This is a genomic window from Alteromonas sp. Cnat3-28, assembly GCF_022348265.1.
Taxonomy (GTDB): domain Bacteria; phylum Pseudomonadota; class Gammaproteobacteria; order Enterobacterales; family Alteromonadaceae; genus Alteromonas; species Alteromonas macleodii.
In genome coordinates, this window is the sequence record NZ_JAKREY010000005.1 from 113593 (window position 1) to 129710 (window position 16118).

Annotated in this window: 12 protein-coding genes; 9 read left to right on the forward strand and 3 right to left on the reverse strand. The window is 45.3% G+C overall.

What is annotated here, in order from left to right; translation table 11 throughout:
* Nucleotides 1–15: 15 nt before the first annotated feature.
* The 7 genes from MHM87_RS07170 to purF all read left to right on the forward strand — a co-directional run bounded on the left by MHM87_RS07170 (nucleotide 16) and on the right by purF (nucleotide 10749).
* Entirely contained in the window at nucleotides 16–4413 is a 4398-nt protein-coding gene (locus tag MHM87_RS07170) for a FimV/HubP family polar landmark protein (protein WP_239258302.1), read from the forward strand.
* 204 nt (nucleotides 4414–4617) lie between these two features.
* Entirely contained in the window at nucleotides 4618–5409 is a 792-nt protein-coding gene (gene truA / locus MHM87_RS07175) for a tRNA pseudouridine(38-40) synthase TruA (RefSeq protein WP_014976883.1), read from the forward strand.
* Between the two features lie 309 nt (nucleotides 5410–5718).
* Entirely contained in the window at nucleotides 5719–6564 is an 846-nt protein-coding gene (gene accD / locus MHM87_RS07180; protein ID WP_014949945.1) for an acetyl-CoA carboxylase, carboxyltransferase subunit beta, read from the forward strand.
* Complete coding sequence (gene folC / locus MHM87_RS07185) at nucleotides 6564–7895, forward strand: bifunctional tetrahydrofolate synthase/dihydrofolate synthase (protein ID WP_239258304.1); 1332 nt, start codon at nucleotides 6564–6566, stop codon at nucleotides 7893–7895. The genes accD and folC overlap by 1 nt, the downstream gene beginning before the upstream one ends.
* 46 nt (nucleotides 7896–7941) lie before the next feature.
* On the forward strand, nucleotides 7942–8562 hold the full coding sequence (locus tag MHM87_RS07190) for an SPOR domain-containing protein (RefSeq protein WP_014976881.1): 621 nt from the start codon (nucleotides 7942–7944) through the stop codon (nucleotides 8560–8562).
* 160 nt (nucleotides 8563–8722) lie between these two features.
* On the forward strand, nucleotides 8723–9211 hold the full coding sequence (locus tag MHM87_RS07195) for a CvpA family protein (protein ID WP_014949942.1): 489 nt from the start codon (nucleotides 8723–8725) through the stop codon (nucleotides 9209–9211).
* A gap of 14 nt (nucleotides 9212–9225) precedes the next feature.
* On the forward strand, nucleotides 9226–10749 hold the full coding sequence (gene purF / locus MHM87_RS07200) for an amidophosphoribosyltransferase (RefSeq protein WP_014949941.1): 1524 nt from the start codon (nucleotides 9226–9228) through the stop codon (nucleotides 10747–10749).
* A gap of 76 nt (nucleotides 10750–10825) precedes the next feature.
* On the opposite strand, the gene MHM87_RS07205 is transcribed toward purF, so the two are convergent.
* Together MHM87_RS07205 and miaE are read right to left on the reverse strand one after the other, a co-directional pair.
* Nucleotides 10826–11425, reverse strand: a complete 600-nt coding sequence (locus tag MHM87_RS07205) for a Yip1 family protein (protein ID WP_014949940.1) — start codon at nucleotides 11423–11425, stop codon at nucleotides 10826–10828.
* 210 nt (nucleotides 11426–11635) lie between these two features.
* Complete coding sequence (gene miaE, locus MHM87_RS07210; RefSeq protein WP_239258306.1) at nucleotides 11636–12418, reverse strand: tRNA isopentenyl-2-thiomethyl-A-37 hydroxylase MiaE; 783 nt, start codon at nucleotides 12416–12418, stop codon at nucleotides 11636–11638.
* 182 nt (nucleotides 12419–12600) lie between these two features.
* Between miaE and MHM87_RS07215 the strand changes: the two genes are divergently transcribed.
* The gene (locus MHM87_RS07215; RefSeq protein WP_239258308.1) at nucleotides 12601–13188 is read left to right on the forward strand and encodes an ACP phosphodiesterase; all 588 of its coding nucleotides are present in this window, start codon (nucleotides 12601–12603) and stop codon (nucleotides 13186–13188) included.
* A gap of 150 nt (nucleotides 13189–13338) precedes the next feature.
* Nucleotides 13339–14955 (forward strand): carboxypeptidase, encoded by a 1617-nt coding sequence (locus MHM87_RS07220; RefSeq protein ID WP_239258423.1) that lies wholly within the window; start codon nucleotides 13339–13341, stop codon nucleotides 14953–14955.
* Between the two features lie 133 nt (nucleotides 14956–15088).
* Here MHM87_RS07220 and MHM87_RS07225 read toward each other — a convergent pair whose 3' ends face one another.
* A complete protein-coding gene (locus MHM87_RS07225) occupies nucleotides 15089–16021 on the reverse strand; it encodes a LysR family transcriptional regulator (RefSeq protein WP_239258310.1) in 933 nt (310 codons plus the stop codon).
* Nucleotides 16022–16118: the final 97 nt, after the last annotated feature.

Consider the following 16118-nt stretch of genomic DNA (forward strand, 5'->3'; position numbering starts at 1 on the left):
GCATATAGGACTGCTATGAAATTGCATTTGACGGGCTTACTTTTACTAACACTTTGTTTGTCTGGCCCTATCATCACTGTTGATGCACAAGAACGCGCTACCTTCTTAAAAGGTCCCAAAGACGCAACTGATCAGTATTCGGGCCTGGAATATGGGCCCATCGACGCCAACGATACCCTATGGCGCATTGCTGAGCGCTATCGCCAAAACAATAACCTGAGCGTATATCAGGTTATGACCGCCATTTACGAGCTCAATCCAAACGCATTTGAAAACGGCAATTTAAATTTATTAGTTGATGGTGCGGTATTAAAGTTACCATCAGAGCGCTATATCGCCAGAATTGATAAGCAAAAAGCCCAGATGCGCGCTGAGCAGGATGATAGAGCATTTGCTGAAATGCTAAATAAACCTGGCAGTAGCGTAAGAAATATCAAGCCTGCATCGCCTTTAGTCAATCAACAAGACTTAACGCAAACCCAAACTGATATTGAGCAGAAAATCACTCGCTTGGATCAGGAGCAAACCCGACAATTCGACGAACTGCGTATGCAGTTTGCAGCCTCACTGGAAAATGTTGAAGCGATTCTTAACGAAAACAGACGCTTGTACGAGCGTGTTGAGGCTGTTAATGGCGAACTAGAAACCTTGCGTGGGCAAGTCGAAGGTGATGTTAAGAGCCAGCTTGATATGCAAGTGGCGCTTCAGCAAGAATTGCTCGACATGATCAAGGCCGAGCAAGCGCAGCGCGAAGCAGAAAAGCAGTCTTCGTTTTTAAGCGCACTTACCAGCCCTTTGAGTCTAATTATAGGCTCGGCAATTCTGTCACTATTGTTGGTTGGTGGCCTTATCATGTGGCTGCTCAAACGCAATAGTAAGCCTGAAGAAGCGCCTGCAGCTGCCCCGACAATTACAGCTGATGATGATGAAGTGCCGGTACCTGATTCTGACATTGGCGATCTATCAAGCGCATTGGCATCCGATTTTGATGATAAAGCAGAGTTATCAGATGACGATTTATTTAATGACGACGACTTGCTCGATGACGTACTTACCTCAGATTTAGAAGAAAGCCTAGATGATGAGTTAGAAACCTTCGCCGACCTTGAAGACGACATGTTGGTGCCAGACGATGGCAGTGATGACTTGTTTGAAGCTGGCGATGATGAGCTTGATCAAAGTGAACTAGATAGTCTGTTTGATGACGATGACCTGTCAGATAAAGTATTAAACGAAAACGACACTGACGACCTTGAAGGCTTCGACCTGTCAGGGGATGACGACATCTTTGATGAAGATTCTGCCGATGAAAGCGAGCCAGAGACGGAAGTTGCTGACGAGGCTACATCGACAGATGCCGATGATTTTGACATTGATGACTTGCTTGATGATGTACAAAGCCAAGACGCGGCAGAACTTGAGAGTGATGAGCTAGATGAGTCGGGCGACATAGACCCTGACGACATACTGGCTGAGGTCAACGGAACCGCAGAATCTGACAACGTTGATGAAGACGATATCGACGCGTTGCTTGCAAGCTCGGTTGATGATTTATCTGACGCTGGCGAAGAAACAGAAAGTGTTTCTTCTTTGCCAACCGTAGAAGATGAGGACGATAAGCCTGAAATCAGTATTGACGATTTGCTAGAAGAGCACGGCGTTGATGCAGGTCTTACTGATGAGCTAGACAGCAATGACGACCTTATCAATGAGGATATGTTGAGCAAGCTCGACGACGAGATTAATCAGCAAAATAAAGAAATTGATAAAATCACCGACGATTTGTTAAATGAAATTGAGCAAATCGAAATGATGGGTGGCCTAGGTGAAGAAGATGACGAAGACGAAGATGATCTTGAGGAAGAAATAACAACTTCTTCGCCGTCGCCGCAGTCTATTCAGAGTCTTGATGCCATTACCGACGATTTAGACGAAATAGTCACCGACGAAATCGAAACTAACGCGGACTTCAGTGACCCTCTTTCCGATGAGCTTATTGCTGAGCTACAGGCGGAAGATGAGCTTGCTGAAGAGCCTTCAGCGGATCAAATGCCTTCAGCGGATCAACAGCCTTCAGCTGATGATGAGCTCGATGAAAGCGCTTCTAGCGATTTACCTACTCAATCCGATGAGGAAGGTGATTTTGACGATCCGTTTACTGATGAACTACTTGCAGAGCTTGAAGCAGAGTTAGATGGCGAGCCTGAAGTTAGTCCTGAAGCTCACGAAGAAGACGTAGATCTTGAAACGCCTGAAGGCGATGAAGAAGATGCAAGCGAAGATGATTTTAGCGACCCGCTAACTGATGAGTTGCTTGCTGAACTAGAAGCTGAAGAATCTAAAAGCAGTGAAGATGTAGATTTGCTGACAGACGAGCTACTTTCTGAGCTTGAGTCTGAAATAGAACCAGATGATGAAACAGATGCAGAGTTCGAACCTGAAGCTTTGAGCGAGTCAGAAGCAGAAGCTGAGCGAGAAGCTGACTTTGAAGATGCTGTAGAGTTAGAGACGGAAGCCCAGGGTGAAACGGAGTCAGAACTAGATTCAGAGCCGGAGTTTGGCACTGAAGTAGAAACAGAACAAGACGCTGATATTGAGCCTGAACTAGAAACGGAACTTGAGTCTGAACCAGCGACGGAGTCAGAGCTTGAATTTGAAGCTGAGCCTGAGCTTGAATCTGAATTAGAACAGGATATCGATTCTGAAACAGAACAAGACCAAGAACCAGAAGAAAAAGTTGAACCTGAAACTGAAGCTGAACCTGAAGCCGACTTGGAAGATGAAGTAGAGCTAGAGGCGGAAGCCGAAGGTGAACCAGAGTCAGAACTAGATTCAGAGCCAGAGTTTGGCACTGAAATAGAAGCAGAACAAGACGCTGAGATTGAGCCTGAACTAGAAACGGAACTTGAATCTGAGCCAGAGCCGGAATCAGAGCTAGAATTTGAAGCTGAGTCTGAAGCCGACTCGGAAGATGAAGTAGAGCTAGAAACGGAAGCCGAGGCAGAACTACAGCCAGAAACAGACGTAGAGCCAGAGCTCGACGCTGTCGATGAAGACGCTGAAGAAAAGGCAGGGCAAACGTCAGACGATCCACTAGATGACGCTATTGAGGCGTTTGAAAGACAGATGATGGATGATATTCCTTCGTTCAGTCAGATGGATACGGAAGAGCCTTTAGCGGGAGAAGAGCCATCAACGCAGGAAGAGCCATCAGCGCAGGAAAAGCCCTCAGCGCCAACAGAGCCAGCGGAAGATGCTTCAGCAGAAGACAGTGATGAATACGACGACAGCCTGTTAAACGCTGCGTATGACGAAGTAGAAAGCTTTGAATTAGAGCAAGAAATTGACGGTGTAGTAGACGGTGAAGATGAAGGTGACGAAATATCATCAGAATCTAGTGCTGCTGAAGAATCGAGCTCACCTGAAGAAACTGATTTAAACCAAAGCGATTCAGATAAGAACAGCGAAGAAGACTTTAACGAACTTGACGATGTTCCAGGCCTTGACGACTGGTTGTCTGCTTCCGGTGACGATGACCATGTAGACGACAACGAGATTCTTGACGATCTTGACAGTGCGGAATTCGATGAGCTTCTTCAAAGTCTTGAGTCAGACGCTATTGTTGATACAAGTGATGTCGACACCAGTGAAATTGAAAGTGATGACGACGGTCAGGATCCAGAAGCATCTTCAGCAGAGAGTGAAGATACTTTCGAACTTGAGCAGGAAGATGATGAAGCCACATTCGAGTTAGAAGGGAGTGACGACAACCTTGGATTCGACGAAAGCGATGATACGTTTGAACTAGACGAAGAAGATGAAACCTTTGAGCTAGACGAAGATGGTGCTTTTGAGTCTGAGCAAGAAGACGACGAAGATACTTTCGCCCTTGAAGAAGATGATTCGGAACTTGCATTAGACGACCTTGAAATTCCAGATGATGTGGAATTGGATATTGCCACACCAACTGAAATTGAAGAGGACGAACAAGAGGCTCAATCCGCTGAGACTGAAAAGGCTCAAGAGGATGATCTTAAACTCGATAACCCTGATTTAGATCTTGCCGCCTTACTTAGTGATGTCGATGGTGAAAGTGACGCGCAAACGCCACCAGAAGACTTCCTTGATGTAGAGGCTTTAATGGACGATGGCGATGATGCAGACGCTATTGACCCGGATAGCCAAGCGCTAGATCTTGATGTAAGTTTATCTGACTTCACAGGTGTATCTGATGAAGATACGGTGATTGATATAGATAAAGACGCGGGGCAGAACGCTAACCTAGACTTAGCTCGCGCTTATATTGAAATGGACGATGTGGACGCTGCAAAAGAGTTGCTTGAAGAAGTAATGAAAGAGGGTAGCGAAGAGCAAAAACAGGAAGCTGCAGCGATTATAGCGAATATCGCCTAGATAATCTGTGCGGACGCACACAATAGATTGTTCGCCAGACATAATGAACGGCCTGTGTATTTACAAGATATACAGGCCGTTTTTGTTTTAGGTGATGTACATTTATTTTCTATGACCTAAAAGAGTTTTGCGTATTAGCGGCATTGCATGTTGCAAGCGACATGACTACACTTAGCGCCTTTTCAGAAACGGGGTAATACAGATATGGGGCGAATTGCCTTAGGGATTGAATACGACGGTGCTGCTGTATACGGATGGCAACGCCAGCGTGAAGTACCAAGTGTTCAGGAACATCTTGAAAAGGCACTATCGACAGTAGCCAACGAACCCATTGAAGTGCAGTGCGCTGGACGTACCGATGCTGGTGTACACGCTACTGGGCAAGTGGTTCACTTTAACTGTGATGCACCACGCTCAGAGCGCGCTTGGACACTCGGCGTAAATGCGAATCTGCCTAACTCTGTTGCTGTTACCTGGGCAAAGAACGTCAGCGATGACTTCCATGCACGTTTTTCTGCTACCCATCGCCGCTATCGTTACGTTATTCATAATGCGAAAATGCGTCCTGCTATTCTCCATTCCGGGGTTACCCATATCCACCGCGAATTAGACGAGAAAAAAATGCATGTTGCCGCACAAGCATTGCTAGGCGAACAAGATTTTACCTCTTTTCGCGCAGCGCTTTGCCAAAGTAAAACACCATTTCGCAACGTTACTGATGTATGCGTATATCGCCAAGGGCGATACGTTATTATCGATATTCGCGCCAATGCTTTCTTGCATCATATGGTTCGCAATATCACGGGCGCGCTTGTTGAGATTGGGGCAGGGGAGCAAGATGTAAATTGGATAGCTCACTTGTTAAGCCTGAAAGACAGAAGTAAATCTGCAGCTACGGCGAAGCCAAATGGGTTGTACTTGGTCGACGTCACTTACCCTGACGAGCACGGTTTACCTAAGCCGCCTTTAGGACCACTATTCCTTCCAGAAGCCTAATCTATCTACCTTCGCCTTTAAATTTTTCAATCTGAGTTAGCTGCACATCGCCTAGCAGTTAACTCAGGTTGTATTGAAGCGTGTATCTTCAAATCATCCCCTGCCAACTTCTAAGACCAGTTTTGTTTTTTCCATTTCGTTGTATTGTGGTCTAATAGCGCGCTATATTAGGTAGCTGTTCTATTGTGTTACGTATTTTTTCTTTGTAATACAGTATGAAACTTAAAAAATTAATGTGTTGTCGAGCACAAGTATGAACAAACATCAATTGTCATGGTCGGCAAACAAAAAACAAAGGATTCAATTTCCATGAGCTGGATTCAAAAAATTCTTCCTCGCACGCAAACATCAACCAAAGGTAACGTACCAGAGGGTATCTGGACGAAGTGTGGTTCATGCCAAGCAGTGCTGTATAAGAGCGAACTGGAAAAACTTCAGGAAGTTTGCCCTAAATGTGACCATCACATGCGTATTACGGCACGCCGCCGTATCGATGCGTTCCTAGATGATGGCGATCGCGTTGAGTTAGGTGCAGAGCACGAGCCGCAAGACGTACTTAAGTTTAAAGACTCTAAGCGCTATAAAGACCGTATCGTTGCTGCACAAAAGGCAACGAACGAGAAAGACGCGCTAGTGGTAATGCAGGGCAAGCTAAAAGGTATGCCTGTAGTAGTTGCGTGTTTTGAGTTTGCGTTTATGGGCGGCTCAATGGCATCGGTTGTAGGTGCTCGCTTCGTTGCTGCTGTTAATGCATGCTTAGAAAACGATATGCCGCTTATTTGCTTTAGTGCTAGTGGCGGTGCGCGTATGCAAGAAGCACTGATGTCGCTAATGCAAATGGCTAAAACATCTGCAGCGCTTGCTAAAATGAGTAAGAAAGGCCTGCCTTATATTAGTGTACTTACAGACCCTACAATGGGTGGTGTATCTGCAAGTTTGGCGATGCTTGGTGACGTAAACGTAGCCGAGCCAAAAGCGCTAATCGGCTTTGCGGGTCCTCGCGTAATCGAACAAACAGTAAGAGAAAAGCTGCCTGAAGGTTTCCAACGCAGTGAGTTCCTTGTTGAGAAAGGTGCAATTGATATGATTGTTGACCGCAGAGATATGCGTGATAGATTACACAGCCTGTTGGTTAAGTTGCATTATAAGAATTAGTGAATAACGAAAACAATCTAAATACTGGCTCAGCGCCACACGCAGAAAACGCTTCAGCGTCTTCATCTTCGCAAGAAAGCCTGAGCCAGTGGTTATCCTACCTAGAATCTATTCATCCTAGCGCCATCGATATGGGGCTAGACAGAGTGAAAGAAGTGGCCAATGCCATGGCACTTTCACTTAGCCAGTCTTTGGTTATTACTGTTGCAGGCACAAACGGTAAAGGCACAACGTGCCGCTTACTTGAGCAGGCCATGCTTTCGCAAGGCAAAAGTGTTGCGGTATACAGTTCACCCCATTTAACCGACTATCGTGAACGCGTGCGTTACAACGGCGAATTACCGCCTGCCGATGAATTTGTAAATGCATTTGAGTTTGTTGAAAGCGCGCGAAAAGACACGGGTGGCGAACCTATTACTCTAACTTACTTTGAGTTCGGTACACTGGCTGCCATGAAAATGATGCAGTCATGGGCTGTTGATGTGGTCATTCTTGAAGTAGGCCTAGGCGGACGTTTGGATGCCACCAACATTATTGACCCCAATCTGGCTGTTATTACGACTATCGATCTTGACCATCAAGATTGGCTTGGTAATACCCGCGAAAAAATTGCTCGGGAAAAAGCGGGCATTATGCGCAAAAGCGGCAATGCAGTAGTTGGTGAGCTGTTTCCTCCATCATCGCTTTACGATGTGGCTAACGAGCTACAAGCTAACGTACGTTGGGCTACACAAGATTTCGAAACAGTGGTAGCAAGTGATTACAGTGAGTGGAGCTGGAAAGGGAAGAGCAATAGTTATACGTCGCTACCTTATCCTAAAATTCCACTTCAAAATGCGAGTACAGCGTTGGCCGCGCTGGAGCTACTAGATTTGCTGCCCGAAGAAAGCGTGGTAAGAGATATTATTGAGAACACCACTATGCCGGGGCGCCAGCAGACTATCAGTGATTCCCCGATAGTAGTTGTAGACGTTGCCCATAATCCACAAGCGACGACAGCTATGCAAGATTGGCTAAACCGTTACGATGTAAGCCAAATGCGCGTTGTGGTGGGCATGCTAAAAGATAAGTCTATTGCAGAGACCTTAGCGCCACTGGCGACACTTAATGCCAAGTGGTACGTAGCGTCAACGAGTGGTCCTCGGGGCTGCAAGGCAGAAGTACTTGAAAATGCACTTGTTAATGCCGGCACAACCATAGAGAATATAGACACGTTTCAGGACGTGACCTCGGCATATCAGCGCGCGCTTGCAGATTATCAAACTGGTGAACTTATTCTCGTTTTTGGTTCTTTTGTTACCGTAGCAGACGTGCTTGCTGAGCAAAACTAACACGCGCCTTGTAGAGTAAAACCGTGTATTCAAGCAGGAGAGCACAGTGACATCGGCATTAAAGAATAGACTGGTGGGGACAATTATTGTTGTCGCCCTAGCGGTAATCTTTTTACCAGACTTTCTTGATGGCAAAAAGCAAACAAACAGAGAACCTTTTGTCTCTGTACCTGCTAATCCGCCTAAAAAGCCCATCGTAGAGCCGGAATCTTTCCCATCAGAGCGCGTGGCGAAAGCTGCGGTGCCAGCGGTTGAAATCCAAGATGAAACGGCATTAGATGATGATTTGGATTCTTCTGGCGCAGGGGAAAGTGGTCGTGCAGGTGAAGCCACTACCGCAAAAGCGCCAGCGGTGAAAACTTTTGAAGAAGAAGACAATCTAGCAAGCCAAACGGTGGTTAATACAAAAAGTGCCGCAGACGATGACGCTGGTTGGGTTATTCAACTTGGCAGCTTCCGACACGAGAAAAACGTGAAGGCACTGCTGACGAAACTGGAAAAGGCTGGGTATCGTGCGTTTAGTCGCAAAATTCAAACCAGTTCTGGCCCGCTTAATAAAGTTTTCGTTGGCCCAGATTTAGACAAGAAAAAACTGGAATCGGCACTACCTCACTTAAAGGAACTCACGAGTCTTAAAGGTAAGGTCACTACGTTCAAAGTTGAATAGTGCGCATTGTTCCTGGTGCTTGTCGAATTAAGCACGGACAGAGCAACAGGGATTGGTATTACAGACTAGTAATATTTTTATCTTCTGTTAGAATGCGCGCCATCTCGCCAAAGGCTCGTTGCTTTACGATAAAAAGCAACATCAACGCAATAAAGAGACGATGAACTGGGTAGACTTTTCCATACTGGGTATCATTGCGGTATCTACCTTAATAAGCCTGATCAGAGGGTTTGTTAAAGAAGCCATCTCGTTAGTGGTATGGTTTGCTGCACTCTTTATTTCAAGCAACTTCTACGCTGACCTCGCCGTTTACTTCACAGCCATTGACGATCCTTACTTAAAAAACGGTGCTGCAATTGCAGCATTGTTTGTCACCACGCTCATTCTTGGCGGCATGATCAATTACGTGATTAGCCAATTGGTTCAGGCAACAGGGCTGTCTGGAACAGATAGGGCCCTCGGTATAGTTTTTGGCGCACTGCGTGGCGTGCTTATAGTTAGCGCATTGCTCTTTTTTATGGATACCTTTACTGGTGCAGCTTCCTCAGATTGGTGGCAAGCATCGGTACTCATTCCAGAGTTTGGTGTCATCATTGAGTGGTTTTTCAGCTATGTGAAAGACTCCTCCAGTTTCTTAAATCCCGCTTGAAATAGGTAACGCACATGTGTGGTATAGTCGGAATAGTTGGTAAAACGCCCGTAGCTCAGTCACTGTACGACGGTCTAACGGTTATTCAACACCGTGGACAGGATGCCGCAGGCATAATGACTATCGACCAAAATATGTTTAATTTGCGTAAGGCAAATGGTTTGGTTCGAGATGTTTTCCATACGCGTCATATGAAGAGGCTGTCTGGCAACATGGGTATTGGCCATGTTCGCTATCCTACCGCGGGTACATCAAGCTCTGCAGAGGCGCAACCGTTTTATGTGAACTCGCCGTTTGGTATTGCATTTGCTCATAACGGCAACCTTACCAACGCTCATGAGCTACAGGAAGAAGTATTCCGCATTGCACGCCGCCACATCAACACCACCTCAGATTCAGAATTATTGCTTAACATTCTTGCGCATGAACTGCAGCAGGTAGCAGGTTTAAGCGTAAGTGCCGAACACATTTTTGAAGTGGTAACGAAAGTTCATAAGAAAATTCGTGGTGCCTACGCAGTTGTTGCGGCCATCATCGGCCAAGGTATTGTAGCGTTTCGCGACCCGCACGGTATTCGTCCTCTAGCACTCGGTAAGCGTATGAGCGAGCTGGGTGAGGAATGGATGGTGGCATCTGAAAGCGTGGCGCTTGATGCTGTTGGCTTCCAGTTTGTACGCGATGTAATGCCAGGTGAAGCGGTATTCATTACCGAAGAGGGTCAACTGCACACCAGACAGTGCGCCGAGAATCCAGTAACCTCTCCGTGTATCTTTGAGTTTGTTTATTTTGCTCGCCCAGATAGCTTCATAGATGGCATTTCAGTTTATGCATCGCGTGTAAACATGGGCCGTAAGCTAGGTGAAAAAATTAAGCGCGAATGGGCAGATCTGGATATCGACGTGGTTATTCCTATTCCTGAAACGTCGATGGATGTGGCGCTTCAAATCGCGAACACACTGGATTTGCCATATCGCCAAGGCTTCGTTAAAAACCGCTACATTGGTCGTACTTTCATTATGCCTGGCCAAACCATGCGTAAAAAATCAGTACGCCGTAAGCTAAACGCAATCTCATCTGAGTTCAAAGGTAAGAGTGTACTACTTGTCGATGACTCTATCGTGCGCGGTACAACATCGGGTCAAATCATTGAGATGGCGCGTGAGTCAGGTGCGAAGAAAGTATACTTTGCGTCAGCTGCTCCAGAAATTCGTTTCCCAAATGTGTATGGTATTGATATGCCATCGGCAAACGAGTTGATTGCTTATGGTCGTGAAATCGATCAAATTGCAGAGCTTATCCAAGCAGATGGCCTTATCTTCCAAGACATTTCTGACTTGGTGGATGCCGTTCGCGAAGAGAACGAAACCATTCAGCGTTTTGAAACGTCTGTTTTTGATGGGAACTATATTACTGCGGATATCGACCAAGAGTACCTTGAGCGAATTGATATGTCGCGCGGTGAAGCGTCAAGAAAAGCGCCAGTGGTGCAAGCAGAGCTTAGCAATCTTGATGTGCATAATATTGATGCCGCTGATTAATGTAAGACGCTCTTTGATATAACAAAAAGCCGCTTTTTAAAGCGGCTTTTCTAATGCTTTATTTCAATGAAAGAGGCTAGTGAACAAATACTGGTCCGCCGGACAGTCCCCACACCAAAACTGAACCTGTCATTAGAATAACGAGCAATACTAGCCCACATGTCACTACCGAGCTTGAGTAAATGAACCCTTTATCTTCTGGCATATGCATCAAAATTGGCACGCCAGAGTAGAGCAGGTATACCGAATAGCTAATACCGACTAACAGCGCCGTCATCACTACCCAGAGTTCTGGGTAAAGACCTGCGAAGCCCACCATAAACAACGGTGTAGCCGTGTAGGCCGCAAGTTCCAGCGACTGCGTATAAGTTGGCGTCGCATCAAACGCTTTAGCCAACTCATGAATAAGTACAGCCAATGCGACCACGCCTGCAATTAAGCCAAAATACATGCCTATACCCATCATTATGGCGGTATTTTCGCTAAGGCGAATTATGTCACCTGCGCCGATACTCCAGCCAGTATGGGCACTGGAATAATAGGCCACGAGTGAAGGAATGAGAGATATAAAAGCGATATGGGTAAGCGCGTAAAAATAGGTTTCGTGTTTGGTATCAATGGTTTGCCACTCTTCTTTTGGATGAGTGTAAATACCAATTAAATGATTCAAAATCATAAAGTCCTGCCTTATTCACCAACGTTATTATTTTAAAAAATATTGTTGTGAGGCAGGGAGAACACACGGATTAACCGTAAAACCAAGGAAATACAAACACAGCGCAAAGCGCTAAACACCGCCGTTAACAATATGTTTACAAATTGAGTGTGCAGCAGAATTACTAAGCCGTCAATATAAATTGATTAATTTATAAACGGATGCAAAGCGTTAACTTAAGCGTGGTGCGCCTGAGTGGAAACGCAATTCGTCTTCGTCGCTTTCAATCAATGACCTTTCAACGTCTCCGAAGTGGGCAACGCGCTCTGAAATATCAGTTTTAGCGATTTGCCCAGCCAGCGTTAGGTAGTCTTCAAAATGTCTGGCTTCTGAACGCAGCAATGACACATAGAACTTACCTAAATCTTCGGAAACATACGGCGCAAGTTTGGCAAAGCGTTCACAGGAGCGCGCTTCAATGTAGGCACCACAAATGAGCTTGTCGATGAGCTTTTCAGGTTCGTAAGTGCGTACGTGACGCAATAAGCCATTTGCGTAACGACTGGATGTTACCGACTTATATTCAAACCCCAACTCGTGCATAATTTCTAGCACTTGGTAAAAATGATGAAGCTCTTCTTTAATTAGCATGACCATTTTATCAAGCATGTCTTTTTTAAAAGGGTCTAGCCCTTCTGTGTTAAATACATTTTTGGAAAGGTGCTTAGTATTAAGCGATTGCCAATCGCCTTCGTGGCGGTAAGTGAAGTCTTCGTAAGGTTTCAACCAGCCCAGCAATACCTTACTGGTTTCCTCATTGGCTACATAGCGGCGAAGTAGGTACATAGCCGACTGAGCCGCTTTAAGCTCGCAAATTAGGTGGTCAGTAAGGATAACGCGAAGGTTTTCCTCTTTCTGCGCTTCGTCTATCCACGACTGTGGCGTCTCGCAATGTAAAAAGGCATTGACGGGTGAAAGTAGAGACGTGACTTCAGAAGTGGAGATTACAGACATGTTGAAACTCAATTTTAAGTGCTACGGTTTTTCAGTTACATTTGAATTTGGTTGCTGCCAACGCTAGTCTCGGCAGTTTCGGTTTATAAAAGTACAAAATTCAGCGTATCTGAATTGAACCGCAATTTTACTTGATACCTACAAGCCCTTACAACTTAAAATAGAGACCAATAAATTACAAAATGAATTATCTTGCCCATCTTTTCTTAGCCCGACCAACCGCCGATTCTCAATTCGGTAACTTACTCGGAGACTTCAGGCGGGGTGTTGATATTAAAGAGTTTGGACAAGCGGTACAGCTAGGTCTCAAAAACCACTATGAAGTGGATAGGTTCACCGACAGTCATACCAGCGTCTTAGCAGCAAAGGCGTTATTTCATAAAAGTCGTCGGCGCTTTGCACCTGTGGCGCTGGATATCTACTTCGATCACTTGCTAATTAAACATTGGGCGTCGTTTACAGCACAGGGTTTTGACGACTTCAGAAAACAGAGTTTCGCATTGTTAGAACAGCGATTGCCCACTATGCCAAGAACGATGCAGCACAGTGTTGGGCATATGATAACCCATCACTGGTTTGAAGATTATGCTAAGGAAGAGGGCATTGCTAAGGCGATTGCTGTGGTTGCTAAACGTATTCGTTTCCCCAACACGTTTCATCTTGCTGTGGATGATATTAATGCGAACAGAGACGAGATTGAAGCGAGATTCTTAACGTTTTTCCCTGAACTCATTACACACATAAAAATCAATGGCCCTGAGAATATTTGAAAGGCTTAACCGTGTTACAGAAATGTATCGAAGAAATTGGTCGTTTTGTCGTTCATTGCTAAGCTGTCATGTGAACAGCGATATAGTAAAGCGTGCAATACAAAGACAACACAAAAAAGATAAAATTAACGACACTCAAAGATAATAATGATGAATATTCAATCCTTAGTTAGAAATACATCGCCCGTATTATTAAGTCTGGGTAAAAATAAGCACAAAGCGCAATCGCACGCGACCCTAGCATGGTTAACAGCAGCCTTAATTGCTTTTGTAAGCTTAACTACCAGTGCTTCAGCGCAAGAAGAAAGCGCATCTGCACATGCCCGTTCAATAAAAATTGATAGCAGTGTAGTGACAGAGCACGAAACTAAAATCCTAGGCAAGCGCGTAAAGTACAGTGCTACCACGGGTACTCAACCGGTTTGGAACAGTAAAGACGAAGCGGTTGCCACTTTGTTTTACACTTACTATCAGCGCACTGACGTAAAAGAGAATTCTGAGCGCCCGCTTATTATTTCTTTTAACGGTGGTCCAGGCTCTGCGTCAGTGTGGATGCATGTAGCCTACACAGGCCCTCGTATTCTTAATATTGACGATGAAGGCTATCCAGTTCAGCCCTATGGTGTTCAAACCAACCCTTACTCCATTTTGGATGTGGCAGACATTGTGTTTGTTAACCCAGTGAATACAGGGTACAGCCGTGTGCTGCCTAAAGCTGACGGCAGCATGCCATCGCAAGATGAACAGCAGAAAATGTTCTTTGGTGTAAACGCCGATATTAGCTATTTGGCAGACTGGGTGAATACTTTTGTAACGCGTAATAATCGCTGGCGTTCACCTAAATATCTTATCGGTGAAAGTTACGGCACGACGCGTGTGTCAGGATTAGCATTAGAGCTTCAAAATCGCCAATGGATGTACTTAAACGGCGTTGTGCTTGTATCGCCAACCGATATTGGTATAGAGCGCAACGGGCCGGTAAAAGCCGCTAATCGACTGCCTTATTTTGCTGCTGCGGCGTGGTATCACAATAAGCTTGAACCCGCGTTGCAAAACAAAGATCTTACTGAGCTATTGCCTGAAGTTGAAGACTTCACCATCAATACGCTTATTCCTGCTCTGGCCAAAGGTGGCTTCATTGGTGAAACGGAAAAGCGCGATGTGTTAAAGCAAATGGCGCGCTATTCTGGGTTAAGTGAAGCGTCTATTGCGCAAAACAACTTAGACGTGAGCACTGCATTTTTCTGGAAAGACTTACTGCGCGACGAAGGGAAGACGCTAGGTCGTTTAGACAGCCGCTATTTGGGTATAGATGCTAAGCAAAGCGGCGACCGCCCTGACTATTGGGCTGAGCTAACATCATGGCTTCATTCGTTCACGCCCGCTATTAATTACTATTTGCGTGAAGAGTTAAACTACAAAACTGATATTAAGTACAACATGTTTGGGAACGTGCACCCATGGGATAGAAGCAATAATCAAACGGGTGAGAACTTGCGATTGGCCATGGCGCAAAACCCGTATCTGAATGTGATGATTCAAGCTGGCTATTACGACGGCGCTACGAACTACTTTGATGCCAAGTATACGATGTGGCAGCTCGATCAAAGTGGCAATTTAAAAGACCGTTTGAGCTTTAAGGGATATCGCAGCGGCCACATGATGTATCTGCGTCACGACGATTTAAAACAGTCCAACCAAGACCTACGCGAGTTTATTAAAATGAGCACACCAGGCAAAGGCATACCTGCTGAATACAAGCGATAGTGAAAGGCAAATCGCTTAGTTGATAATAGGTGTTTACACATTATTGGGCTGTCGTTACTTGGTTAACGTAACGACAGCCGTTTGTCATTTGTGAGAGAACTGTGGTTTGCACCTCTAATGTCAGCTTAAGCGACTAGTTTTTACTCTCTACAACTACACCAGCTTCCTTGAGCTGCGCTAAACATTCAGCGCAGCGCTCTTTCAGCATATCTCTGAATAGTCTTACTGCTGGAGTAATAGATTGGCGGCTAGGGCAAATCAGCCAAAGCTGTTTCGGTTTAGGTTGATATTCGGGCAACAAGGTTACAAGTCGACCCTTTAAAATGTCGTCGCACGCATCTAAGCCAGATTTAACAGCAACACCTTTACCCGCGACTGCCCAACGCTTTACTATTTCTCCGTCGTTTGCGGTTCTGTTGCCTCGCATTTTTATCTTCAGCGGTGTCCCTTTGTGAAAAAACTCCCATTCGTTATATACCTTGTCGTGTAGTTGGTAAAAAAGCCCGTTGTGTGCTTGCAAGTCTTCAAATTTTTCAGGGGCACCATGAGAGCTGATATAAGATGGGGAGGCAACAAGTAAACTTGGTACATCACAAATTTTGAAACCGTATACATTCGCATCGGTTGGAGTACCGTACCTTAGCGCTAAATCGACGGGATCGCGATAAAAGTCAATGTTGCTGTCACTCAGGTTGAGCTTTACGGTTATTTTGTCATGCAAATCCATAAAGTCATCTAGCCAAGGCGCAATCACATTTCGGCCTAAATCAGACGATAAACCTAACCTAAGCTCGCCCTCAATCACGCCAGTATCGCCCTTTAAGTTCTGCTTGGCATTAGCCAGCATTGACATGGCTTCTTGGCACGTTGGCAAAAACCTTTCACCCGCAGACGACAGGCGTAGTGAGCGTGTAGTACGAACAAATAATTCGGCACCAAGGGCCTGTTCTACGCGTTTGACCGCAGCACTTGCGGTTGCTGTACGCATATTCAAATGTGTCGCTGCTGCAGTAATGTTTCTAAATTCAGCAACTTTTATTACTACATTCAAGTCGTCGAGTAACATGGCTTTCAAAAACTATTTGATAATGTTTCTTTTATTGTGCTGTTTATCCAAATTTAATCAAGAGTATGATGATGATATTACTCAAAGGAGAGACAAA

Excerpts from the sequence above, each read along its gene's own strand:
- MHM87_RS07170 (WP_239258302.1), top strand. The coding sequence starts at position 16 with ATGAAATTGCATTTGACGGGCTTACTTTTACTAACACTTTGTTTGTCT.
- truA (WP_014976883.1), top strand. The coding sequence starts at position 4,618 with ATGGGGCGAATTGCCTTAGGGATTGAATACGACGGTGCTGCTGTATAC.
- accD (WP_014949945.1), top strand. The coding sequence starts at position 5,719 with ATGAGCTGGATTCAAAAAATTCTTCCTCGCACGCAAACATCAACCAAA.
- MHM87_RS07195 (WP_014949942.1), top strand. The coding sequence starts at position 8,723 with ATGAACTGGGTAGACTTTTCCATACTGGGTATCATTGCGGTATCTACC.
- purF (WP_014949941.1), top strand. The coding sequence starts at position 9,226 with ATGTGTGGTATAGTCGGAATAGTTGGTAAAACGCCCGTAGCTCAGTCA.
- MHM87_RS07205 (WP_014949940.1), bottom strand. The coding sequence starts at position 11,425 with ATGATTTTGAATCATTTAATTGGTATTTACACTCATCCAAAAGAAGAG.
- miaE (WP_239258306.1), bottom strand. The coding sequence starts at position 12,418 with ATGTCTGTAATCTCCACTTCTGAAGTCACGTCTCTACTTTCACCCGTC.
- MHM87_RS07215 (WP_239258308.1), top strand. The coding sequence starts at position 12,601 with ATGAATTATCTTGCCCATCTTTTCTTAGCCCGACCAACCGCCGATTCT.
- MHM87_RS07220 (WP_239258423.1), top strand. The coding sequence starts at position 13,339 with ATGAATATTCAATCCTTAGTTAGAAATACATCGCCCGTATTATTAAGT.
- MHM87_RS07225 (WP_239258310.1), bottom strand. The coding sequence starts at position 16,021 with ATGTTACTCGACGACTTGAATGTAGTAATAAAAGTTGCTGAATTTAGA.